Here is a 23,566-nt window from a genome sequence, read left to right on the forward strand (position 1 = left end):
ATCAATCAAAAAATCAATCAATCAAAATGAAAAAACTACTGGCACTATACTTAATAGTAGTCCTCTCTACTATTGAAGCTTTTGCATTATCTACAGACAAAAAAGGTACTATTTTCGGCACCGTATTAGACGCTAATTTAAACCAACCCTTACCCTATGTAAATATCGTTATAAAATCATCCAACGGATCAATTATCACAGGCGGTATCACCCAGGAAAACGGAACGTTTAAAATTGAAAAATTAGAGGAAGGCAATATCGTTGTCAATATTCAATACATTGGTTACAAAACTGTAAACAAACCTATTTTTATAGGAAAAAACAGCTACGACATTAATTTAGGGAATATTCTTTTGGAGGAAGAAGCCGAAGGTTTGGATGAAGTTACTGTCGTTGCCGATGTCTCATCCATTCAACAAAAAGTGGATAGAAAAATAATAACCATTGGTAAAGATCTGGCAGCAACCGGAAGCGCATCACAACTTATGGTTGGGATTCCATCTGTAAGTATCGATGAGCAAACCGGAGATATTAGCTTACGCGGAAACCAAAACGTTCGGGTTATGGTCGATGGTAAACTATCTAATATTCCAACAGCCCAGTTACTAAAACAAATTCCTTCAACGGCTATTAAATCCATAGAACTTATTACCAATCCTTCGGCAAAATATAATCCTGAAGGTATGAGTGGTATTATCAATATCATTCTTCATAAAAACACCATGCAAGGTTTTAACGGCAATGTTTCTGTAGGACTTACTCATGAATATGAAGCGAAATTCAACAGTTCTCTGGATTTAAATTATCGCAACGGGAAATTTAATTTTTACGGAAGTTATAGCAACGACATCTCAAAAAACAGAAATAACGGCTACGTTTACAGACCTGAAAACAATTCTGAACAGTTTTTCAATTTTCTAGACAAAAGGAAATCACATCTATATAAAGTTGGGGTTGATTTTTATTTAAACGACAAAAACACCATTTCTGTTTTCACCACACAAAATACCTCTGAAAACAGCACTTATGGTAAAACAGATGCCATTTTTTACGATGATGAAATCTATAACCAAAGTCAGATTTTCAATTCTACAGGAAACAACAATTCGTCTCAATACAATTTTGACTATAAATTAGATTTTAAAAAAGAAGGACACAATATTGAATTTGAAGCCGATTACAATGTGTTTGACGATGAAAGCCCTGTTGATTTCACCTTTCTTCTTGGCCCAAATGAAGATTATAAAGATTTTAATTTTACCGATCGAGAAAGTATTACTCTAAACTTAGATTATGTAAACCCACTTTCTGAAACTGCAAAATTAGAAGCCGGTCTGCAAGCACGATTGTTTAATTCGGAGATTGCTTATTCATCAACCGGGAAAACCCTAAATAGTGAAGGTATTTTAAGACCAACACCAGATACTAATTTCGACTACACCCGAGATATTTATTCGGCGTATGCAACTTACAGTAAATCTTTCGAAAAATGGAACTATCAAATCGGCCTGCGTGCTGAAAATGTAAAAGAAGATGCCTATGCTTTATCTTCAGAAGCTGAAAGTACGCAACGATTTAAAAATGATTATTTTGAATTATATCCTTCAGCATTTTTCACCTATACGCCTTCAGAAAAAAATGCCTATCAGCTCAGTTATAGTCGTCGTGTTGATCGTCCAGGCATTGGTCAGGTCAACCCAATTAAAGAATGGAGTACGCCATTAATTTCTTCTTACGGTAATATTAATTTAGAACCTCAATTCACCAATTCCATCGAAGCCAATTATACCAGAACCCTTAACAAACACAAAGGAACCGTTACCGGCGGTGTGTTTTACAGAATAATCTCGAATGAAATTAATAGAGCCCTATTTATCGACAGAAGTGATGTGACTTCGGGAAGAGTCATTTTAACTCACGACAATTTTGACGACACCTCAGCCTTTGGAATGGAATTATCCAGTAATTACCGTCCTTTTAAATGGTGGAATATTAATGGTAGCTTCGATTTATACTCTCAAACCCAAAAGGGTATTGCTGAAGAATTAACCGCACCTATTGAAAATGCAACTGTTAACGATATAGAAACCAATATTGATGAAGTAGACAATGTGCTATGGAATTTAAGAATGTACAACAACTTTAGTCTTAGTAAAACAGTTAGTCTAACCGCCTTTGGGTTTTACCGTGGAAAAAACAAAACCATTCAGTTTGAGAGAAAACCAATGTATTTTGTTAATCTTGGAGCTCGTGTGGCATTTGCCCAAGGCCGAGGCATGTTGAGTTTAAATTACAACGATATTTTCAACACCATGGAATTCGCCTTTTATGGAGAGAAACCGTTTATACAGGAAGGTGCCTTTAACTGGGAAAGCAACACCTGGAATGTTGGATTATCCTATAGATTTGGTGGAGGAAAATACAAAGCAAAATCAAGAAAAAACAGAGATAATAATACCAAATCTGGTGGTGGCGGATTTATGTAAAATGAACATTAAAAATCTTTAAATAAAAATTTTTGATTAGTGATTCCTTTTTATCGCTGAAAAGAAGCCTCAAAGCATAAATACTTTGAGGCTTTATTTTCATTAAATTATAACTAATTAATTGTCAAAATGTTAAAGTTTTAAAAAAATTACATTTGTTACACAATAATTAGAAATCCTATACGTTACGATTCTATACAATCTTGCTATTATTCAAAAAAATAATTATTTAGAGTTAGTCGTCTACACATTATTATAACATTACACATGTAAGAATTGTATAAACAAAATCCGGTTGTTCTCAAACTTCCGGATTTTTTATTCTGTTAAAATGACGTTAAACAGAAAGACCATTGCAATAAAATACATTTTACAACGTCTTATATAGTACATTCTTCAAAACATACAGATTGTGTTAATTTGAAGTTGATTAATAGCTTTGAAACCCAAAACTTATCGTTTTGGGTTTTTTTATTGTTTTTTTTACCAGTTGATGATCACACTACCCCAGGTGAAACCGCTTCCGAAAGCCGCTAAAACCACCGTGTCTCCTTCTTTTATTTTGCCTTCTTCCCAAGCTTCAGTTAGTGCAATAGGAATTGATGCTGCTGTGGTATTACCATATTTCTGGATATTATTAAATACCCGATCATCCTTCAAATTAAATTTCTTTTGAATAAACTGAGCGATACGTAAGTTCGCCTGATGAGGAATAAGCATGTCGATAGCTTCAGGCGTTAAATTATTTTTCAGTAGGCCTTCCATTATCACCTCGCTAAAACGAACTACGGCATTTTTAAACACAAACTGTCCGTTCATATACGGATAGTAACTTTCATCATTCGGGTCGTTATCTGCCAAAATATCATTTACCCAACGCGTTCCCATACCAGGAGCCATTAATACCAATTCTTCGGCATGCTCTCCCTGAGCATGTAAATGGGTTGATAAAATGCCCTTTGTATTATCTTCTTCTCTGGTTAATACAGCAGCACCTGCTCCATCACCAAAAATCACCGAAACCCCACGTCCCCGAGTTGTTTTATCTAATCCGTGAGAATGCAATTCACTACCAATAACCAATATGTTTTTATACATGCCAGTTTTAATAAAATTGTCGGCAACAGAAAGCGCATAAACAAAACCTGAACACTGATTTCTAACATCTAAAGCTCCCACGGTTTTTATATCTAAGGCATGTTGCACCTGAACACCCGGTCCTGGGAAATACATATCCGGACTCAAGGTCGCGAATATGATAAAATCGATATCATCTTTATCAATCCCTGCGCGCTCAATCGCAACTTTAGCGGCTTTAACACCCATGGTGGCCGTGGTATCTCCACTTCCTTCTTTCACCCATCGGCGCTCCTGTATTCCTGTACGTTCCTGAATCCATTCATCATTGGTATCCATCATTTTAGATAAATCCTGATTGGTTACCACATGATCCGGTACATACTTTCCTAAGCCAATAATTTTTGAATTATACATTATTTTGAATTTAGTTTAGTTATACTCATTACAAGTTATATATTATTTACTATCAAAACTACAAAAAGCCATTAAAATGTATTCTAACATCTCAAGTCAGCATACCAGACCTTTTAACATTACTTTTTAATTTTATTACCCCGTTTTAATTAAATTTAAAACTTGACTAATTCAAATCATTCAAAATGAAAAAAATTCTATTTTACTGTTTTCTTGTCACCGGACTTACTATTCATGGCCAAGAAAACTTAACCTATCAAAAACCTTCTAAAGAAATCTTAGAACTTGCGACTGCGCCTTTGGCTCCTTCCATTCGAATTGATAGTAAAGGAGAAAATATGGTATTTCTATACCGCAGTAATTTCAAAAGCATTGCTACATTATCGGAAACCGAAATGCGTTTAGGTGGTTTACGTATTAATCCGAAAACCAACATAAGTAGTAGAGAACGTTATTATAACCATTTAAAAGTTCGTGTTGGAAGAAAAAGCTTGGAAAGTGATGTTTCAGGATTACCTACAAACCCAAGATTTTCTAATTTTTCATGGTCTCCAAATCAGGAAAAAATGGCATTTACAAATACAACCTCTAACGGTGTTGAACTTTGGGTATTGGATATTGCCACAAAATCAGCTAAAAAAATCACGAACGATAATTTAAACGCTAATACAGGAAATCCTTTTTACTGGTTTAAAGATAATGCCTCTTTGCTAATTAAAGTTTTACCTAAAACAAGACAAGATCTTATTGACACAAAAACAGCTGTTCCAACCGGTCCTACAATTTCCGAAAGTGAAGCTGGTGTTATGGCACAAAACAGAACGTATCAGGATTTACTTAAAAACAAAACTGACGAACATAATTTTGAACAGCTGGTAACTTCAGAATTACACAAAGTAGATTTAAATGGTAAAGAATCATCATGGATGGCTAGTGATATGTATTCTGACATTTCCTTTTCACCGGATGGGAATTACATTATGGTAGAAACCATAAAAAAACCCTTTTCATATCTGGTTCCTTATTCCAGATTCCCCTCGGCAACTAAAATTTATGACACCAATGCCAAACTTATTAAAAACATTTTAGAAGTTCCTTTAATTGAAGATTTACCTCAGGGGTTTATGGCTGTTAGAACAGGTATGCGTAATCTATCCTGGAGAGACGACCAGCCGGCAACACTTGTTTGGGCAGAAGCCTTAGATCAAGGAGACCCTGCTGTAGAAGTCGACTTTAGAGACGAGATATTCCAACAAAAAGCACCCTTTTCAGACCAGCCAACATCGTTATTAAAAACCATTAATCGCTATGCAGGTATTGAATGGGGTAATGAAACTACCGCTATCGCTTTTGATAGATGGTGGAACACCAGAAACACTAAAGCTTATATCTTTAATCCTTCCAACAATAAATTAAAACCAGAGATTATTTACGATAGAAATTATCAGGATGTATACAGCAATCCTGGTAATCCTGTAACGTCGAGAAATGAATACGGACGTTATACATTAAATATTAACAGAAATAAAATATTTTTAATTGGTGATGGTTATACCGAAAACGGGAAATTTCCTTTTGTTGATGAATTCGATTTAAACACAAAAAAAACAACCAGACTATATCAATCTTCACTCAAAGACAAAATAGAAGATATAGCTATGGCCATAGATATTAACAAAGGTGAAATTTTAGTTCGAGTAGAATCTAAAAACGAATACCCAAACTACTATGTAAGAAATATTAAGAAACGTATGGCTCCCGTGCCTCTTACTCTGTTTGAAAATCCGTTTAAAAGTATTCAGGATGTTCATAAAGAAATCATCAAATACAAACGCTATGATGGTTTAGAACTAACCGGAACCTTATACTTACCTACCGACTACGAACCAGGTAAAAAGTGCCCTATGGTGATGTGGGCGTACCCCAGAGAATACAAAGACAAAAGCAGTGCCGGACAAAGCACCTCCAACTCTAACGAATTTACGTATCCTTCTTATGGCTCACCAATTTTCTGGATTACAAAAGGCTATGTGGTTTTAGACGATGCTTCTTTCCCAATTGTTGGTGAAGGTGACGAAGAACCTAACGACACCTTTATTAAACAATTAGTTGGAAATGCTAAAGCTGCAATTGATGCTGTTGACGACTTAGGTTATATAGACAGAAATAAAGTGGCTGTTGGCGGACATTCCTATGGGGCATTCATGACCGCTAACTTACTTTCTCACTCTAACCTATTTGCTGCAGGAATTGCCAGAAGTGGTGCTTACAACAGAACACTTACCCCATTCGGCTTCCAAAGTGAAGAACGCAATTACTGGGAAGCCCCGGAAATATATTATAATATGTCGCCATTTATGCATGCCGATACCATGAAAACACCTTTATTATTAATTCATGGTGAAGCAGACAATAATTCCGGAACATACCCACTACAAAGTGAGCGTTATTTTAATGCCTTAAAAGGATTAGGCGCTCCTGTAAGATTAGTTATGTTACCTAAAGAAAGTCATGGTTATGCAGCTGAAGAATCTATACTTCACCTGTTATGGGAACAAGACCAATGGTTAGAAAAACACGTAAAAAACAGGAAAGTAGAAGAATAAATTATAAAACATATAAAATTCACAAAAAGGTCATTCAAAGTTACAGAATGACCTTTTTTAATGTCAGTTTGTCACATTTTTTGGGTTGGCATTTTTGTTGAATAAAGCAAAAACATATAATTATAAACAGAATAAAAACAATATATCATGACAAAAGGAAATATTAATGTTTCGGTTGAAAACATCTTCCCGCTCATTAAAAAATTCTTATACAGCGACCACGAAATCTTTTTACGTGAATTAATAAGTAATGGTACCGATGCCACTTTAAAATTAAAACACCTAACCAGTATCGGTGAGTCAACTTCAGAATATGGCAACCCACAAATTGAAGTTAAAATAGACAAAGAAGGAAAAAAACTTCACATTATCGATCAAGGTATTGGTATGAGTGCTGAAGAAGTTGAAAAATACATCAACCAGGTAGCATTTTCTGGTGCCGAAGAGTTTTTAGATAAATACAAAGATTCTGCTAAAGATTCTGGTATTATTGGTCACTTTGGTTTAGGATTCTACTCAGCATTTATGGTGGCTGAAAAAGTGGAAATCATCACTAAATCTCATACTGGTGCACCTGCAGCACACTGGACCTGTGATGGTTCTCCTGAATTTACTTTAGAAGAAGGAACTAAAGAAGACAGAGGAACAGAAATTATTCTTCACATTGCTGAAGATTCTACCGAATTCCTTGAAGAATCTCGTATTCGTGAGTTACTTTTAAAATACAACAAGTTCATGCCTATTCCAATTAAATTTGGAACTAAGGAAGTAAACGATCCTGAGCATGAACCTGCAACCATTACCGATAAAGACGGAAAAGAGACGAAAGAGCCACACAGAAAAATTACCGTTGATAATATTATCAACAACCCAAACCCGGCATGGACAAAGCAACCAACCGATTTAGAAGACGAGGATTATAAAAACTTCTACCGTGAGTTGTACCCAATGCAGTTTGAAGATCCGTTATTCCACATTCACTTAAATGTAGATTATCCGTTTAACTTAACAGGTATTTTATACTTCCCTAAGTTAGGACAGGATATGAATATCCAAAGAGATAAAATTCAGTTATACCAAAATCAGGTGTTCGTAACCGATAATGTTGAAGGTATTGTTCCTGAATTCTTAACGATGTTACGTGGTGTTATTGATTCACCTGACATTCCATTAAACGTTTCGCGTTCGTACTTACAGGCTGACGGTGCCGTTAAGAAGATTTCATCGTACATTACCCGTAAAGTTGCCGATAAATTAAAATCGTTATTCAACAATAACCGTGAAGATTTCGAAGCGAAATGGAACGATATTAAAGTGGTAATTGAATACGGTATGCTTTCTGAAGAAAAATTCTTCGAAAAAGCCGATGCATTTGCTTTATACCCTACGGTTGATGGAACGTATTACACTTACGAAGAGCTTTACAATAAAATTAAAGCAAACCAAACCGATAAAGATGGTAAGTTAGTGGTGCTTTATGCTTCAAATACCGATGCACAACACAGTTACATTGAAGCTGCGAAAGCGAAAAACTATGAGGTTCTGTTATTAGATTCTCCAATTGTTTCGCATTTGATCCAAAAACTGGAAACTACTAAAGAAAACATTTCTTTTGCACGTGTAGATGGTGACCACATCGATAATTTAATTAAGAAAGATGAAACTACCATTTCTAAGTTAGATGACGACCAGAAGAAAGTTTTAGATGAATTATTAAAAGAAGTTATTCCTTCTGAAAAATTCATGGTACAATTAGAAGCTATGGATAGCAATGCATCACCTTTTATTATCACGCAACCGGAATTTATGCGTCGTATGAAAGAAATGCAGGCTACCGGAGGTGGCGGTATGAACATGTTTGGTAACATGCCGGAAATGTACAACCTGGTGGTTAACACCAACTCCGATTTAGTTAGCGAGATTTTAAACAAAGGTGATAAAGCCGAACAAGAACGCTTAATTAACCAAAGTTTAGATTTAGCACGTTTATCTCAAGGTTTATTAAAAGGTGAAGAACTAACAAACTTCATTAAACGCAGCTACGAGATTTTAAAGTAATTTCACTTTTACTTTTTATATAAAGGAAACCACTTTACATATGTAAAGTGGTTTTTTTATACCTCAACCCTACAAACAACCTACTCATTAACAGACAAATACTACATTTTTACTTATCTTTAGCGTAACACTAACCTTAAAACAACTTCTTCTATGGCGCTACACATCAATAATTTAAGTAAAACGTATTCAAACGGCGTACAGGCCCTAAAAAACGTCACCTTAACCATTCCGCGAGGTATGTTTGGACTACTTGGACCTAACGGAGCAGGAAAATCCTCATTAATGCGAACCTTAGCCACCTTACAACAAGCCGATTCAGGTTCTGTGACACTTAACGATATTGATGTATTAAAAGAAAAAGATAAAGTGAGGAAAATATTAGGGTATTTACCTCAGGAATTTGGGGTATACCCGAAAATTAGCTCGTACAACATGCTTTCTCATATTGCCGCTTTAAAGGGCATTTCAAATAAAGGTGAACGAAAAGATTTAGTGGAATCCTTACTTCAAAAAACAAACCTTTGGGATGTTCGAAATAAAAGTTTAGGCACCTATTCCGGAGGAATGAAACAGCGCTTTGGTATTGCACAAGCTCTCATTGGCGACCCTAGATTAATTATAGTTGATGAACCTACAGCTGGATTAGACCCTGCCGAACGTGTGCGTTTTCATAATCTTTTAAGTGAAATTGGCGAAAACACCATTGTTATCCTATCCACCCACATTGTAGACGATGTTTCAAACTTATGCAGTAATATGGCTATAATATGTTTAGGCGAAGTCGTTTTACAAGGAAACCCTATTGCTTTAACTCAGGAAGTAAAAGGAAAAATCTGGAAGAAAGCCATTGAAAAATCAGATTTAGAACGGTACAAAACAGATCTACAGGTTATTTCTACCCACCTGAAAAGCGGACAAACTATTATTCATGTGTTAAGTGATGTACAACCTGACGCTACTTTTGAATCGAGCCCTGCTAATTTAGAAGATGTCTATTTTTCAGAAATCTCATCTCGTATGGATTCTGCTTTAGCATAATTAACCCTTAACACTTTGTATTATGTTTAAAGAAATCTTTTTATTCGAGATTAAATACAGATTTAAAAGACCTGCCACCTGGGCCTATTTTGGCATCCTGTTAGTTTTTGGACTTATTCTGGCTATTGGAGGTAACGGGCCAGCTTCAGAGAAAGTTTTTGTAAACTCACCTATTGCCATTGCCAGAATGTTATGTGTGGTAAGCATTTTTGGAACCATGTTATCCAGCGCAATTCTTGGAGTGCCAGTTTACAGAGATATTGAACACAAAACCGAAAACTATTACTTCTCCTACCCAATAACCGAAAAAGGCTATATTTTAGGTCGGTTTTTAGGTTCATTATTCACCTTGTTTTTTGTTGGTTTTGGTCTTCATCTTGGACTTATAATTGGTTTTGCCATTGGCCCTTTTGCCGGGTATGTGGAAGCCGACAGGTTTACAACTCTTAATTTATGGAGTTATATTCAACCAACACTCACATTATACTGGGCTAACTTTTTATTTACAGGAAGCATCTTCTTTACTCTCGTTAGTACCACAAAAAAAGTTATGCTTGCCTATGCAGGTGGAGCTGTATTATTTATAACCTATTTGGTGACACTTACCTTAACCCAAGACATTGAAAACAAAGATTTGGTAAGTATCCTCGACCCCTTTGGACTTTCAGCTTTTAGCAATATAACACAATACTGGACTCCAGAAGAACAGAACACCTTAACTGTGCCATTCTCTTCCAGTCTTTTACTTTGGAACAGGTTACTATGGGTTGGCATTGGCTTACTGACGTTTACCTTTGCTTTATTTAAATTCGATTTTCAGAAATTCCTGAATAAAAACTACGACTCTAAAAAGAAGAAAACAGAAGATTTAGCAGAAACAAATAACTCTGCAGAACTTACAAAACTCCCTAAAGTGAGTAAAGTATATTCAGCCAGTTTAAACTTTAAACTACTATTTAGTCTGGCCTTTATGGAAATAAAAAACATTGTCAGAGACCATTTCTTTAAAGCCATTTTAATTGCTGCTGTTGCTTTTTTACTGTTCGATGCCTGGTATGGCTTTCCCATTTACGGTACACCATCACTACCTCTCACCTATTATATGTTAGAAGTTAAAGATTTTAATTTCATCGTTTTAATCTTTGTTCTTATTGTATTCATGACCGGCGAAGTAATACACAGGGAGCAACATGTTAATTACAATCAGATTTTTGGAGCACTCCCCATCCCAAATAGAATAATTTACGGATCGAAATTTATTGCTTTGGTCATTATAAGTTTTCTTCTGGTAAATTTAGTTTTAGTCAGCGGAGTACTCACTCAAATCCTTAAAGGTTATTTCAACTTTGAATTCGACAAATACTTTATTGACTTATATTTAATTGAATTCCCAAAATACATCACCTTTGTTATGCTTGCCTTTTTTGTGCATTCTTTGGTTACCAAAAAGTTTTTAGGGCATGTTATTGCCATAGCCATCTGGGCACTTTTATTTGGTTTGAATGCATTAGCCGATGTCGATAACAATTTATACCTATACAGCTATGCCCCACGCTATACAGTCTCTGACATGAATGGCTTTGGACACTTCGGAACTGCTTTATTCTGGTTTAGAACGTATTGGCTGGCCTGCGGAAGTGTGCTTGTTGTTATAGGGTATTTATACTGGATTCGCGGTACGGATTCTGGTATAAAAACAAGATGGCAAATATTAAAAGACAGATTAAACCTTAAAACTGTTGGAACATTTGTCGTTCTATTTATCGTTTTTATAGGCTCCGGAGCGTTTATAAACTATAACACCAAAACCATAAACCATTATAAAACCAAAGATCAAGGCACTTTGGCACAAGCTAATTATGAAAAAGAGCTCAGCAAATACGATAAAATCGCGCAACCCAAAGTTATTGATGTCAAATTAACTGCTGATTTATATCCCGAAGAAAGAAAAGCTAAAATTAAGGTGGACTACATACTAGTTAACAAAACCAATGAAATTATTGATTCATTACATTTAAACTGGGGCGCCGAAGGTTTAATAAAAAAAGAAGTCAATACTTTTACCTTAAATGGAGTGAAACCAAAACTTGGTCATCGGTATGATGACTACGGCTACGAAATATATGTCTTCAATAGTCCTTTAAAACCTCATGACACTTTACACATGACTCTGGAGGTCACCGGAAAATACAAAGGCTTCCCCAATGAAGGTACAGGGTCGGATATTGTATACAATGGTACGTTTTTAAACAATGACTTTTTCCCGTCATTCGGATATAGTGCCAGTAGTGAAATTACAGGGGATCTTGATCGCAAAAAACACGATTTACCAATTAAAGATTATCAGTTACCAGAACAAACCGACCCTTGGGGAACCAGTAATCTTTTATTTAACGATGACGCCGATTATATAACTTTTGAAGGCACCGTAAGCACCGCTCCGGACCAAATTGCTATTTTACCTGGAAACCTTCAAAAGGAATGGGAAGAAAACGGAAGAAAATACTACTCCTACAAAATGCGGGGCGAATTAGATTTCTTCTACAATATTTCATCTGCAAATTACAGCGTTCATGAAGACGAATGGATTGGCAGCTCTGGTGAAAAAGTAATTATCCAGATTTTTCACCATCCGTCACATACCTACAACATTGACCGGTTTGTAAAAGGCGTTAAAAAGTCTATGGACTATTTCTCAAAAAACTACGGTCCTTACCAATACCGCCAAATGCGTATTTTGGAATTTCCGCGCTATTCAACCTTTGCGCAATCTTTTCCTAATACCGTTCCCTACGCCGAAAGTTTTGGCTGGGTGGGCGATTTTAGCGATCCTAATGATTTGGATTACCTTTTTACTGTTACGGCACACGAAGTTGCACACCAGTGGTGGGGGCACCAAATTACACCATCGGCGACCCGAGGATCTAATCAAATTTCAGAATCTATGGCTGAATATTCTTCCTTAATGGTTATGAAAAAAGAATATGGTGTCGACGCCATGCAAAAATTTTTAAAAGAAGAATTAGATCGTTATTTAAGAAGTCGGGCCAACGAAAGTAAATTTGAAAAAACATTACTTGACAATGACAATCAAGCCTATGTATGGTATCGCAAAGGCGGACTCATTTTATATGCTCTTCAGGATTTAATTGGTGAAGACAATTTAAATAAAGGTTTCAAAGCTTATACAGAAGCGGCTCGTTTTCGTCCGGAAGCTCCATTTACCACAACTACAGAATGGTATAACTATATGAAATGGGTAACACCAGATTCTTTACAATATTACCTGAGTGACAGTTTTGAGAACATTACGCTTTATAACAACAAAATTTCAAGTGCAACGTATAAGAAAACAAATGATAACACGTATGAAGTTACACTTGATATTGAAAGTTCTAAAAATTATTTCGATGGTAATGGTAAACTTTTAAAAACCGGAGACAAACCCAATATCCTAGAAATTGGAATTTTCAATTCAGACACAATTAATGCTAATGGTATGACCATTAAATCTCCCATCATGCTTAAAAAAATGTGGATTGCACCCGGACATTCAACTTTGAAATTTACAACAACTAAAATTCCTGTTAAAGCCGGCATTGATCCTTATAATAAAATGATTGACAGAATACCTGACGATAATTTAAAACCAGTAGAAGAAATAACAGATTAAAAATTATGGTCTGTTTTTAATAAAAATAAGTCTTTTGATAATTTATAACATTTCATTAACTTATAAATGTCAAAATTGGCAAGACATTTGAAAGATATAGAGAATAACTTTTAAATACATTGAGATATGTCATTACTAAAAACCATGTTACCAATAACCATAATAGCAACACTTTTCACTTCTTGCAACTCTATTAAAACAACAACCTACTGGGTTAACAGTGTAAAAACAGACTGTAGCGCTGGAGCAGGAAAAATGCAGTGTTTACAGGTTTATAAAGGCGTTGATGTTGACAAAGCAACCTGGAGTTCGTTTTATGCGCCTATTGAGGGCTTTGAATTTGAATTCGGATATTTTCAAAAAATTGAAGTTACCGAAACGCAATTAGACCCCAAAGATGTTCCTGCCGATGCCTCTTCAATTAAATATAAGTTAGTTAAAGTTTTAGAAAAAAAACAGGATCCTAAAATGACTCTAAACGACATCTGGATGGTGACAGGCATCAATGGTTCTCCTATTGCTAAATCCAGACAAACACCTAATTTGGAAATCAACATTGCTAAAATGCAGATTTCAGGAACCGATGGTTGTAATAATTTCACCGGAGAAATTAAAAATATTACAGCCAGAAATATAGAATTCGGACCCATTGCTTCAACACGTAAAATGTGCCTGGATATGACTATTCCTAATAAATTTAACAAAGCATTGAACGTATCGGTAAGCTATAAAAAAGAAAATTTAACACTAACTTTTTATGATGCTAATGGCAATGAAACACTTGCACTTAAAAAGGTAGACTAAAACGTTTAGTTCTTTTATATTTGTCCTAAAAAATTCTATGAAAAAATTATTTGCATTAGCTACGGCATTCATCTTTTTTATGTCTTGTAGCAGTGATGATTCTGTGGATTACAGTCTTCAAAATGATGAAGAAATTCAGGCTTACATTACAGAAAACAATTTAAATGCTGAAAAAACAGCTACAGGCTTGTACTACGTTATTGATGAACAAGGTACCGGAGAAATGCCCGAGAACGCCACAGACCGTGTTAAAGTCATTTACAAAGGTTACTTTACTAACGGGGAGGTTTTTGATGAAAGCACAGAAGGTGCTTCTTTTCTACTTCAATATGTTATTCCAGGTTTTGCTGAAGGATTAACAAAATTTAATGAAGGCGGACGCGGTAAATTATTAATTCCGTCGCATTTAGCTTACGGAAGTAATAAATATAATGATATTCCTGGCGGATCAGTTATCATTTTTGATATTGAATTGGTTTATGTGAACTATAAAACTGAAAACGACATTCAAATTCAGGAATATTTAACCGAAAATGAAATAATAGCTCAAAGCACAGATTCAGGTTTATACTATACAATCACAGAGGAAGGAACCGGCACTTACCCTACCTCAACAGACAATGTTACTATTACCTATTCAGGTTACTTACTTAATGGTGAAATATTTGGTGAATCAACTGTTTCCGGCGAATCATTCGATTTAGACAAAGTAATTGAAGGGTTTACAGAAGGCATTCCATATTTTAAAGAAGGTAGTAAAGGAACACTTTTTATTCCAGCCCACTTAGGTTATGGTAATTTCGATAATTACCCAATTCCTGGTGGTTCTGTTTTAATTTTTGACATTGAATTAAAGTCTATTAATTAAAATAAAAAGAATTACCACTAAAAATTTAAAAGTCACCTTATAAATTTAAGGTGACTTTTTACTTTAGTATACAAACAATACAAGAGTTGTTCTAAGCATTAGAAATCAATTGTTACAGAACTTGCTCCTGGAACGGAAGTTGAATATATAGGAGCATAATTACCACTACTCACAGGCATTTCAAAAATCAATAATTTTTGCTGTGCACGCTCCGCTACAAAAATAGCCTGTTTAGCAGGACTTACTGCAACGTCTACTGGATTACCTAATTCAGTCATATCCCCTTCTATTCTTATTTGGTCTTCCATAGGAATCATTTCACTATCCATCGCCGCCATAAACTTATTAGAAAATTCATTAATTATAACCAATGCTCCGTCATCAGGAACAGCAGCAGAACCTATATCGGTTAACACCATGGTATCTGTCATGGCATCATAATCCAAACCATGCGTGCGTATTAAACCCTCAATTGACACTTTAGCACTATACATTAAATCGCCGCTTTTAGCATTATGAAAATCTTTAAAGTACACCAGATTACTGGACACATCTTCAATAGCCCATAAATCTTTACCATTTACATGTACATCCCAAACTTCAAAGCCAACATTGTATTGTCTGAAATCTGAAATAACATCTTCATTCACATGATAACTCACCAATTTACCAGGAGTTACATCATCTACAACTACTACTTTATTATCATATAATGCAGAGCCTCTGCCATTTACGAATGTTGAAGGGCCCATTGCTGTCGGCATTATAGCATCGCCATCCATGGTTTGTGAAATATGAGATAAGGTTACCAAAGCTTTATCTGATCGATTTACCTGATAAATAGCATCTCTATTAACATCGTACTCGACCCCGTCGGCATCCATATAAGGCAAGCTTAAAGACTTCATACTTGGCATTTCCAAACTTTCCTGAATATCGAAAACACTTAACTTTCCTGAATTATTTGAAGAAACATAAATGGAATGTCCTTTCATTTTTTCAGGCATCTTAAGTGTTTTATTTGCCATGCTATTATAATCATCCATAGTTGAGGCATCTTCAGATTCATCTTGGCAATTGGTAAGTGTTAAGGCTAAAAAGCCGCATGCGAATAATTGAATTGTTTTCATAATTTATAATTTAGTGGATTAATGACTATTTCAATATTCGGGGCTTTGGCGAGACTTACGAAAAAAAGGAAAGTGTGGTTTTTAAATTCTGCATATTTTTTTCAACGAGCAATTTTTAATACCTTTATGTGTATCAGCAAAAGTGTATTACATGCAAATTAAATCTACTAATATTTCCATTCCAAAAACCGTTATCTGGAATGACCAACCCGTACAAACAGGCATCTATAAGCATCCAACAAACACCCCTATTTTTCTAGGCAAAAGCGATGTAAAAGATGATAGCGTTATCGATAGAAAGTACCATGGCGGTGCGTTTAAAGCATGTTATCTGTTTTCTGAAAATCAATACGCTTACTGGAAATCTCTATACCACAATCTGAATTGGGATTGGGGAATGTTTGGTGAAAATTTGACTGTATCTGGTTTTGATGAAACTAAAATTTATGTAGGTGATATTTACAAGGTAGGTTCTGCTGTAATACAAGTTACCGAACCACGTGAACCTTGCTGGAAACTGGGTATTAAATTTGGCTCTCAAGGTATTATAAAGCAGTTTATAAAAAAAGGCTTTCCCGGCACCTATGTTCGTGTTTTAGAAGAAGGATACGTCACAAAAGGTGACCAGTTTCAACTTATAGAACAAGCTTCAAACAGTATAACAGTATACCAGTTTTTCAATTTGCTTTTTTCTTCTGAAAAAGATCAGAATTTACTCAAGAAAATCATTAAAAGTGATTCTATTCCTCCGAAAAAAAGAAAAGATTTAAAACAATTTGTACTGTATTAGTAAACCTTAATTGCTGGTATAACATTTTGATTTTTTTTGTATATTTAAGATATGCGAACACTACCTAAAAAATTAAAGCTTCAAAATTTTAAAGACGTTTATATTTTAAATAAACCAGAATCTTTTAGTGATATTTTTGATGATGTTAGTCATTCTGAATCCATAGTTACCACCTCTTGTGTGGAATGCGCTTTAGTGTTTGTTAATACCAAAGAAGATTTTGTAAATCAAATGTTAACCCTATTCCCTCGCCTATTAGATTCTTCAATTCTTTGGGTGTTTTATCCTAATGAAACCACCATTAGTGAAATCTCTAAATTACATATCGAATTCGACTGGGATTTTTTAGGAGACTACCGATTAAAACCCACAAAACTCCTTGCTGTAGACAACACTTGGAACGCGATTAAAATAAAAAAACTCCTCATTTAAAATTACCTTATCTTTGTGGCATAAAATTATACTATGTCATTTAAAGACTTACAATTAAATAAGCCTATTTTAAGAGCCATCGCAGAAGCTGGTTACGATAACCCTACACTAGTTCAGGAAAAAACAATTCCTTTTGTATTAGAGAAAAAAGATGTTATTGTATCTGCACAAACAGGAACAGGAAAAACTGCTGCATTCGCCCTTCCTATTTTGCAATCGCTTTTCGATTATCAGGATGCGCCGAAAAACGGGAAAAAAATTAAAGCATTAATTGTAAGTCCAACAAGAGAATTAGCAGTTCAGATTCTCGATAACTTTAAAACCTATAGTACGTATACCAATTTAAGAACAGCAGTTGTTTTTGGAGGAACATCTATTGAGCCTCAAAAAGATATTTTAAATAAAGGTGTTGATATTTTAATTGCAACTCCAGGTAGACTCTTAGATTTACACAAACAAGATCTTCTTAATCTCGATTATGTTGAGACGTTAGTTTTAGATGAAGCCGATTTAATGTTAGATATGGGCTTTATTGATGACGTTAAGAAAATAGAGCGTTTATGTACTAAAGAAAAACAAATTTTATTGTTTTCGGCTACGATTCCCTACAAAGTGGAACAACTGGCAAATACCATTTTAAAAAATCCAGAGCGTATTGAAGTCGCTCAAAATTCATCTACGTCAAGAAACATCAATCAAGTTCTTTATTATGTACCTAAACGTAATAAAATTGAATTGTGTTTGCACTTGCTTAGAAACACTATAAAAGGAAGTATTATCATTTTCCGACGTACTAAGTTTGGCGTTGAAAAACTCGAACAAACCTTGTTAAAAAACGGCTATAAAGTAGATAGTATTCATGGTGATAAAACCCAGAATCTGCGTCAGGAAGCCTTGAATAAATTTAAAAATGGCTATGTTAATATTTTAATAGCTACCGATGTTGCTGCTCGTGGTATTGATATTAATGAATTGGATGCTGTTATTAATTTCGATTTACCAAACGTACCTGAAACCTATGTACATCGTATTGGTAGAACAGCGCGTGCCGGAAAAAGCGGAACCGCATATTCTTTATGTTCGGCTGATGAAAAAACCTATATTACCAATATTCAACAGTTAATTCAATTACAATTAGATGTTATTGAAAATCACCCATATCCTTTAGACCCTAAGACCAAGCCTGAAGTTCACAAATCTAAAAACCAAGGCAGTAAACATAAGAAAGGACGTAAAAGTGAGGGCTCTAAAAAGAAAAAGAAGCGCTGGTATTAAGACTTACTCAACAGGAAAATCAAAATAGGTCGTAGGAAATGGCTCGTTTCTTAACGTAAAATGCCACCACTCTTTTGGGTAATTTCTAAAACCATGTTTTAACATTACCGTTTGTAATAACATGCGGTTAGCTTTTTGTGCTTCTGTAATATGAGCATAATTCACCCATGAAGCTTCTCCGAAGAAATCAAAATCACTTCCCATATCTAAAGGTTTTCCGGTGTTACCATCTATAATCGTTAAATCGACGGTACTTCCCTTGCTATGGCCAGATCGGGTTGCAATGTATTCTTCTTTAAACAAATCCTGCTTAGCTACATCAGGATAAAACCTCTGTTTATTAACTGTATCATTTAAATCTTTAGCCCAACTCATAAAATGATTAACGGCCTGTTGCGGTCTGTAACCATCGAAAACTAATAAGCATAAATTCTGACTTTGCAGTTCTTCCTGCACTAACTTTAAAGCTTCGGCGGCCTGACGTGTCAAAATCAATTCGTTCGATAAATAACCCGTTACAGGTTTGCCTACAAAATTATTTGAGGAGTAATATCTTAAATCTACATCTAAATCAGGAATAACCTCATTGGCATATACAAACCCGGTTGGTAATTGCGCAAATGAATAAGAAATAAAGAAAATAAAAAGGTATTTTACTAAGTTGCTCATGCTAGCTAAAATAAGTAAAATAGAACTATATCAAACTAAAGAATACAAAAAAACCGAGTTCCCTCAAACTCGGTTTCTTCTAATTTGCTTTTATATTACGATGTAGATTTAGGGTTTCCTTAATAACAACATAATGCAAATATTAATTAATTAATCCATTGAACTAAAAAGTATATTATTTAGTACTCTTCAAAGATATAATTATTAATCATTACCAACGATAAAATACACTAATATTCGACGAAATACATATAATTTTAACATTTACTGATTAAAAATACAATTTAATCGACGAAATGCACATTTGAAATATATGTATTTACATCTAAATTCTATAGTACTAATTTAAATTCTAGTTATAAATACATGAAAAAAAGCATCCTGGACAGGATGCTTTTTTCTTTAACTAACCAACCAAAAATATGAAATGCATTTCTATAGTTTAAAGTAACCACTCAATAAACTTTGTTTTTAGAATGCAACTGATTATTGAAAAAACAATTACTGTGCCAAACCAGATTGAAATAACAATTATTCCATTTTTTTATAAACTGAAAATCCATAATCAATGCCTTAAAGATTGTCTCTATCATAATATTATTGTTATTTTGCCCTCATTCAAAACACATTTATAATTATGGATAACGCGCCTTTAATTACTAGCGATACAATCACTTTTGGACTATTAATGCTTGCCTTAGGATTTGTATTCTATACAGAATCCAGAACTAGCGGATTCTGGCCAAAATTTTATAAAATTGTTCCAGGCTTATTTATGGCTTATATGGTACCCGCTATACTAACTTCAGCCGGACTCATCTCTCCGGAATGGGAAACTTTAAGTGAGGTCAACGAGATTGTAAAGCATAAAAGCAGCATATATTTCATTACAAGCCGATTTTTATTACCAGCTGCGCTTGTATTAATGACATTGAGCATCGATTTAAAAGCTGTCTTTAATTTAGGATGGCGTGCGCTAATCATGTTTTTTACTGGTACTGTAGGTATTGTCATTGGCGGTCCTATCGCTATTCTTTTAATTTCAATAATTTCTCCTGAAACGGTTGGTGGTGCAGGTCCTGATGCTGTATGGAGAGGTTTATCTACATTAGCTGGAAGCTGGATTGGTGGTGGTGCCAACCAGACTGCCATGCTTGAAATTTACGGATATAATCAAAAACTATATGGAGGTATGGTATTCGTAGATATTGTTGTAGCCAACATATGGATGGCCATTATTTTAATAGGTATTGGAAAACGTGATAAAATTAATAAATGGTTTAAAGCAGATACCTCTTCCATTGAAAATCTAAAAGTTAAAGTATCTGATTTTACTGAGAGTATTAAAAAGAATCCTACCCTAACCGATTATATGCTTATGCTTTCCATTGCTTTTGGAACTGTAAGTATATCACATTTCCTTTCAGGTTATTTAGGGCCCTTTTTCGGAAATTTAGTTTCAACCATCGAAAATGCAACAACCAGAAACATGTTTACCTTCCTGGATTCTGAATTTTTCTGGATGATAAGCTTATCAACAATTTTTGCTATTTTATTGTCTTATACAAAAGCTAAAAATTACGAAGGCGCAGGAGCCAGTAAAATTGGTAGTATTTTCATTTATATATTAGTAGCTTCTATAGGAATGAAAATGGATTTAAGACTGATTTTCGATAATGTCGGACTTATTGCTGTAGGGTTAGTTTGGATGACTATCCACGCCGCACTTTTAATATTGGTGGCTAAACTGATTAAAGCTCCTTATTTCTTTTTAGCCGTAGGAAGTCAGGCTAATGTTGGTGGAGCTGCCTCTGCACCTATTGTTGCTTCAGCTTTTCACCCGTCGTTAGCTACCGTTGGTGTCTTACTTGCTGTGTTTGGTTATGCCATAGGTACTATTTCTGCTATAGTCTGTACTATTTTAATGGAATTGGCTTCAGCATCTTAATAATTACCAAATTTATTAGCATATTTGCGACACTTAATACAAACTAATACATGAAAAAAATTGCATTTTTAATTTTAGCATTATCTATTATTTCTTGCGGAAAAGAACAACACGACTTAGTTGTAAAAACAAACATTAAAGGCTTAAAAAAAGGAACCGTTTATCTAAAGAAAATTCAGGATACCGCATTAGTAACAGTAGATTCTGTTGTGGTAAATGGTAGTTCAGAATTAGAACTACACAGTCCTATTGAATCTCCGGAAATGTTCTTCCTATACTTAAATAAAAACACAGCCGAAAACGAACGCATCTCATTTTTTGCAGATAAAGGCGTAACGGAAATTAGCACTACTGTGAAAAACTTTGCTGTAGATGCTAAAATTAAAGGATCGGAGCAACAAAAGGTTTTAGAAAGTTATAACGACATGATCTCTCGTCTTAACTACCAAAATCTTGAACTAATAAAAGCTGAATTTGAAGCTAGAAAAGAAAATAATCAAGATAAGTTAGACAGCGTTAACAAAATGTCGCAAAACTTGATTAAAAGACGTTACTTATTTACAGTTAATTTCGCTCTTAACAACAAAAACAGTGAGGTAGCACCATATCTAGCTTTATCTGAAATCTATAATGCTAAAGTAAATTTATTAGATACCATCAACAATTCTTTATCACCTGAAGTTAAAGCATCTAAATATGGTAAAGAACTACAAAAGTTTGTTGATAAAATTAAAGCTACCGAATAACAACTTTAACTAACACTTATAAAAAAGACATTCAGTTTCCTGAATGTCTTTTTTTTGTCTAACCCTTACCATTCTATATTATGAACTAATATCTAATAGTACCTTCATTAATAAATCCCAATAAAAAAGCCTCACTTTAGGTGAAGCTTTTTTGAGCCGATGGAGGGACTCGAACCCACGACCTGCTGATTACAAATCAGCTGCTCTAGCCAGCTGAGCTACATCGGCATTACTAAAACACTCATTTTAAACAACATAAAATGAATACTACTTTGTCAATAAAAAAGCTTCACTTTTCGTGAAGCTTTAGAGCCGATAGAGGGACTCGAACCCACGACCTGCTGATTACAAATCAGCTGCTCTAGCCAGCTGAGCTATATCGGCGTTTTTGACGGGTGCAAATATAATCGCTTAAATTAAATCTGCAAACAATCCGTCAAAAAAAATTAACTTAATTTATTAATTTTTTCAATCAATGCATTTCCTTTGCTCTCTAACTCATTCGTAATTGCTTTAAAATGAGCTTTTGCAGTATCTGCAGGCTTTTCATTTACCCTTGCGATTAATTCATCAAACGTAGCAATTGCCTCGTCAATAATAGCAGAACTTTCTTTAGTATCCTTATCTGTATTAGCATACTCCCAAACATAAACTGCCTCAATAATGTCTCCTAATACATAGTTGATGTCTTTTTTAAGGTCTCTTTTATTTGCCATAATTATATGTGTTTTATTTGCCGCAAAATTACACTAATCCTAAATAAAATCACATATTTTTAATTTAAATAATTAATAATAAAAAAATTATACTTAAATTTACTTCGATGAACACATTAACAATGTCATATAAGCAGATTTGTACCCGTACTTCACAACAGTGGAAAGCGGTCGCTTTTGCTATGTTAAAATCTAAACCATTCTGTGAGCATCTTGAATACATGTAAAGTTATATTACAACGATAAACAACAAAAGGTGCTTTTTACAAAAAGCACCTTTTTTATTTTAAAGCAATTTTTAACATTAATTTTTTGAATTATGAAAACAATCAAATCCATTACCCAAACCGTCCAATCTATTATTAAGTTATTTTATTCGGCCAAGACCTTATGTTCTATGCGCGATTACCACAGACTCATACCGATATTGTTGTACCCTTAAAATTTAAAATTATGAACACTAACACACATACAAACGTTCCATTTATAGTAACAAAAAAAATAAGTAACGCTAACGGATTTTTATTACCAAGCACACTTTACGATACCGTAAAAAATATTGCTGCAATTCCTGTTAAAGGATTTTATTTACAGGAGGTTCCTGAATTTACAGATTACAAATTTAAAATGCATAAAAATGCCTTTGTGAAAGATAAACTTACCATACAAGCGCAATTAGTAAAACAAACCACTAATGGCTATCTGGTAAATATTCTGGTAACAAAACCAAAAAACACTTTAAATCATCACGAGAGAATTTGTAGTGCTTTATTTAATTTCCCGGTAGATAACGTCCAGTTTAACGAAAGCAAAACGGCTTGTTAAATAAA

Annotated in this window: 17 protein-coding genes and 2 tRNA genes; 13 read left to right on the forward strand and 6 right to left on the reverse strand. The window is 34.4% G+C overall.

From position 1 onward, the window contains the following. Positions 1 to 26: 26 nt before the first annotated feature. Entirely contained in the window at positions 27 to 2,486 is a 2,460-nt protein-coding gene (locus NO995_RS01785; RefSeq protein WP_258226044.1) for an outer membrane beta-barrel family protein, read from the forward strand. A 483-nt stretch (positions 2,487 to 2,969) separates the two neighbouring features. Here NO995_RS01785 and NO995_RS01790 read toward each other — a convergent pair whose 3' ends face one another. After that, positions 2,970 to 3,980, reverse strand: a complete 1,011-nt coding sequence (locus NO995_RS01790) for a 3-oxoacyl-ACP synthase III family protein (RefSeq protein ID WP_258226045.1) — start codon at positions 3,978 to 3,980, stop codon at positions 2,970 to 2,972. A 185-nt stretch (positions 3,981 to 4,165) separates the two neighbouring features. Here NO995_RS01790 and NO995_RS01795 point away from each other — a divergent pair, with 185 nt between their 5' ends. The 6 genes from NO995_RS01795 to NO995_RS17800 all read left to right on the forward strand — a co-directional run bounded on the left by NO995_RS01795 (position 4,166) and on the right by NO995_RS17800 (position 15,030). Next, positions 4,166 to 6,586, forward strand: a complete 2,421-nt coding sequence (locus tag NO995_RS01795) for a S9 family peptidase (protein ID WP_258226046.1) — start codon at positions 4,166 to 4,168, stop codon at positions 6,584 to 6,586. A gap of 147 nt (positions 6,587 to 6,733) precedes the next feature. Then, entirely contained in the window at positions 6,734 to 8,644 is a 1,911-nt protein-coding gene (gene htpG, locus NO995_RS01800; protein WP_258226047.1) for a molecular chaperone HtpG, read from the forward strand. A 153-nt stretch (positions 8,645 to 8,797) separates the two neighbouring features. Beyond that, a complete protein-coding gene (locus tag NO995_RS01805; protein WP_258226048.1) occupies positions 8,798 to 9,685 on the forward strand; it encodes an ABC transporter ATP-binding protein in 888 nt (295 codons plus the stop codon). Positions 9,686 to 9,707: 22 nt separating this feature from the next. Beyond that, the gene (locus NO995_RS01810) at positions 9,708 to 13,358 is read left to right on the forward strand and encodes a M1 family aminopeptidase (protein WP_258226049.1); all 3,651 of its coding nucleotides are present in this window, start codon (positions 9,708 to 9,710) and stop codon (positions 13,356 to 13,358) included. Between the two features lie 126 nt (positions 13,359 to 13,484). After that, complete coding sequence (locus NO995_RS01815) at positions 13,485 to 14,162, forward strand: DUF4377 domain-containing protein (protein ID WP_258226050.1); 678 nt, start codon at positions 13,485 to 13,487, stop codon at positions 14,160 to 14,162. A gap of 37 nt (positions 14,163 to 14,199) precedes the next feature. Further along, positions 14,200 to 15,030, forward strand: a complete 831-nt coding sequence (locus NO995_RS17800; protein ID WP_308813187.1) for an FKBP-type peptidyl-prolyl cis-trans isomerase — start codon at positions 14,200 to 14,202, stop codon at positions 15,028 to 15,030. A gap of 98 nt (positions 15,031 to 15,128) precedes the next feature. Here the strand turns inward: NO995_RS17800 and NO995_RS01830 are convergent, their stop codons facing one another. Next, the gene (locus NO995_RS01830) at positions 15,129 to 16,160 is read right to left on the reverse strand and encodes a hypothetical protein (protein ID WP_258226051.1); all 1,032 of its coding nucleotides are present in this window, start codon (positions 16,158 to 16,160) and stop codon (positions 15,129 to 15,131) included. Between the two features lie 151 nt (positions 16,161 to 16,311). On the opposite strand from NO995_RS01830, the gene NO995_RS01835 reads away from it, so the two are divergent. From NO995_RS01835 to NO995_RS01845, 3 genes are read left to right on the forward strand one after another with little or no spacing between them, the layout of a single operon-like run. Continuing rightward, positions 16,312 to 16,950 carry an MOSC domain-containing protein gene (locus tag NO995_RS01835; RefSeq protein WP_240571599.1) on the forward strand — a complete coding sequence of 213 codons (639 nt, stop codon included), beginning with the start codon at positions 16,312 to 16,314 and terminating at the stop codon, positions 16,948 to 16,950. A gap of 51 nt (positions 16,951 to 17,001) precedes the next feature. Next, positions 17,002 to 17,382, forward strand: a complete 381-nt coding sequence (locus NO995_RS01840) for a hypothetical protein (protein ID WP_240571601.1) — start codon at positions 17,002 to 17,004, stop codon at positions 17,380 to 17,382. Positions 17,383 to 17,415: 33 nt separating this feature from the next. Further along, positions 17,416 to 18,657 carry a DEAD/DEAH box helicase gene (locus NO995_RS01845; protein ID WP_258226052.1) on the forward strand — a complete coding sequence of 414 codons (1,242 nt, stop codon included), beginning with the start codon at positions 17,416 to 17,418 and terminating at the stop codon, positions 18,655 to 18,657. Positions 18,658 to 18,660: 3 nt separating this feature from the next. Here the strand turns inward: NO995_RS01845 and NO995_RS01850 are convergent, their stop codons facing one another. Then, positions 18,661 to 19,326: a M15 family metallopeptidase gene (locus tag NO995_RS01850; RefSeq protein WP_240571605.1), complete on the reverse strand. Its 666-nt coding sequence runs from the start codon at positions 19,324 to 19,326 to the stop codon at positions 18,661 to 18,663. 637 nt (positions 19,327 to 19,963) lie between these two features. Here NO995_RS01850 and NO995_RS01855 point away from each other — a divergent pair. After that, the gene (locus NO995_RS01855) at positions 19,964 to 21,274 is read left to right on the forward strand and encodes a DUF819 domain-containing protein (protein WP_258226053.1); all 1,311 of its coding nucleotides are present in this window, start codon (positions 19,964 to 19,966) and stop codon (positions 21,272 to 21,274) included. 50 nt (positions 21,275 to 21,324) lie between these two features. After that, a complete protein-coding gene (locus NO995_RS01860) occupies positions 21,325 to 22,020 on the forward strand; it encodes a DUF4369 domain-containing protein (protein ID WP_258226054.1) in 696 nt (231 codons plus the stop codon). A gap of 154 nt (positions 22,021 to 22,174) precedes the next feature. On the opposite strand, the gene NO995_RS01865 is transcribed toward NO995_RS01860, so the two are convergent. The 3 genes from NO995_RS01865 to NO995_RS01875 all read right to left on the reverse strand — a co-directional run bounded on the left by NO995_RS01865 (position 22,175) and on the right by NO995_RS01875 (position 22,736). Then, positions 22,175 to 22,248: transfer RNA gene (locus NO995_RS01865), tRNA-Thr, on the reverse strand. An 82-nt stretch (positions 22,249 to 22,330) separates the two neighbouring features. Beyond that, positions 22,331 to 22,404, reverse strand: a tRNA-Thr gene (locus tag NO995_RS01870). A 62-nt stretch (positions 22,405 to 22,466) separates the two neighbouring features. Beyond that, positions 22,467 to 22,736 (reverse strand): hypothetical protein, encoded by a 270-nt coding sequence (locus tag NO995_RS01875; RefSeq protein ID WP_240571613.1) that lies wholly within the window; start codon positions 22,734 to 22,736, stop codon positions 22,467 to 22,469. Positions 22,737 to 23,189: 453 nt separating this feature from the next. Here NO995_RS01875 and NO995_RS01880 point away from each other — a divergent pair, with 453 nt between their 5' ends. Next, positions 23,190 to 23,561: a hypothetical protein gene (locus NO995_RS01880; RefSeq protein WP_240571615.1), complete on the forward strand. Its 372-nt coding sequence runs from the start codon at positions 23,190 to 23,192 to the stop codon at positions 23,559 to 23,561. Positions 23,562 to 23,566: the final 5 nt, after the last annotated feature.

It is taken from the genome of Aestuariibaculum sp. M13, from assembly GCF_024723255.1.
In the GTDB taxonomy this organism is placed as follows: domain Bacteria; phylum Bacteroidota; class Bacteroidia; order Flavobacteriales; family Flavobacteriaceae; genus Aestuariibaculum; species Aestuariibaculum lutulentum.

Bases quoted from the DNA above. Each gene is read 5' to 3' on its own strand.
- NO995_RS17800 (WP_308813187.1), top strand. From the start codon at position 14,200: ATGAAAAAATTATTTGCATTAGCTACGGCATTCATCTTTTTTATGTCT.
- htpG (WP_258226047.1), top strand. From the start codon at position 6,734: ATGACAAAAGGAAATATTAATGTTTCGGTTGAAAACATCTTCCCGCTC.
- NO995_RS01845 (WP_258226052.1), top strand. From the start codon at position 17,416: ATGTCATTTAAAGACTTACAATTAAATAAGCCTATTTTAAGAGCCATC.
- NO995_RS01810 (WP_258226049.1), top strand. From the start codon at position 9,708: ATGTTTAAAGAAATCTTTTTATTCGAGATTAAATACAGATTTAAAAGA.
- NO995_RS01785 (WP_258226044.1), top strand. From the start codon at position 27: ATGAAAAAACTACTGGCACTATACTTAATAGTAGTCCTCTCTACTATT.
- NO995_RS01850 (WP_240571605.1), bottom strand. From the start codon at position 19,326: ATGAGCAACTTAGTAAAATACCTTTTTATTTTCTTTATTTCTTATTCA.
- NO995_RS01795 (WP_258226046.1), top strand. From the start codon at position 4,166: ATGAAAAAAATTCTATTTTACTGTTTTCTTGTCACCGGACTTACTATT.
- NO995_RS01880 (WP_240571615.1), top strand. From the start codon at position 23,190: ATGAACACTAACACACATACAAACGTTCCATTTATAGTAACAAAAAAA.
- NO995_RS01830 (WP_258226051.1), bottom strand. From the start codon at position 16,160: ATGAAAACAATTCAATTATTCGCATGCGGCTTTTTAGCCTTAACACTT.
- NO995_RS01840 (WP_240571601.1), top strand. From the start codon at position 17,002: ATGCGAACACTACCTAAAAAATTAAAGCTTCAAAATTTTAAAGACGTT.
- NO995_RS01855 (WP_258226053.1), top strand. From the start codon at position 19,964: ATGGATAACGCGCCTTTAATTACTAGCGATACAATCACTTTTGGACTA.
- NO995_RS01875 (WP_240571613.1), bottom strand. From the start codon at position 22,736: ATGGCAAATAAAAGAGACCTTAAAAAAGACATCAACTATGTATTAGGA.
- NO995_RS01805 (WP_258226048.1), top strand. From the start codon at position 8,798: ATGGCGCTACACATCAATAATTTAAGTAAAACGTATTCAAACGGCGTA.
- NO995_RS01835 (WP_240571599.1), top strand. From the start codon at position 16,312: ATGCAAATTAAATCTACTAATATTTCCATTCCAAAAACCGTTATCTGG.
- NO995_RS01790 (WP_258226045.1), bottom strand. From the start codon at position 3,980: ATGTATAATTCAAAAATTATTGGCTTAGGAAAGTATGTACCGGATCAT.
- NO995_RS01860 (WP_258226054.1), top strand. From the start codon at position 21,325: ATGAAAAAAATTGCATTTTTAATTTTAGCATTATCTATTATTTCTTGC.
- NO995_RS01815 (WP_258226050.1), top strand. From the start codon at position 13,485: ATGTCATTACTAAAAACCATGTTACCAATAACCATAATAGCAACACTT.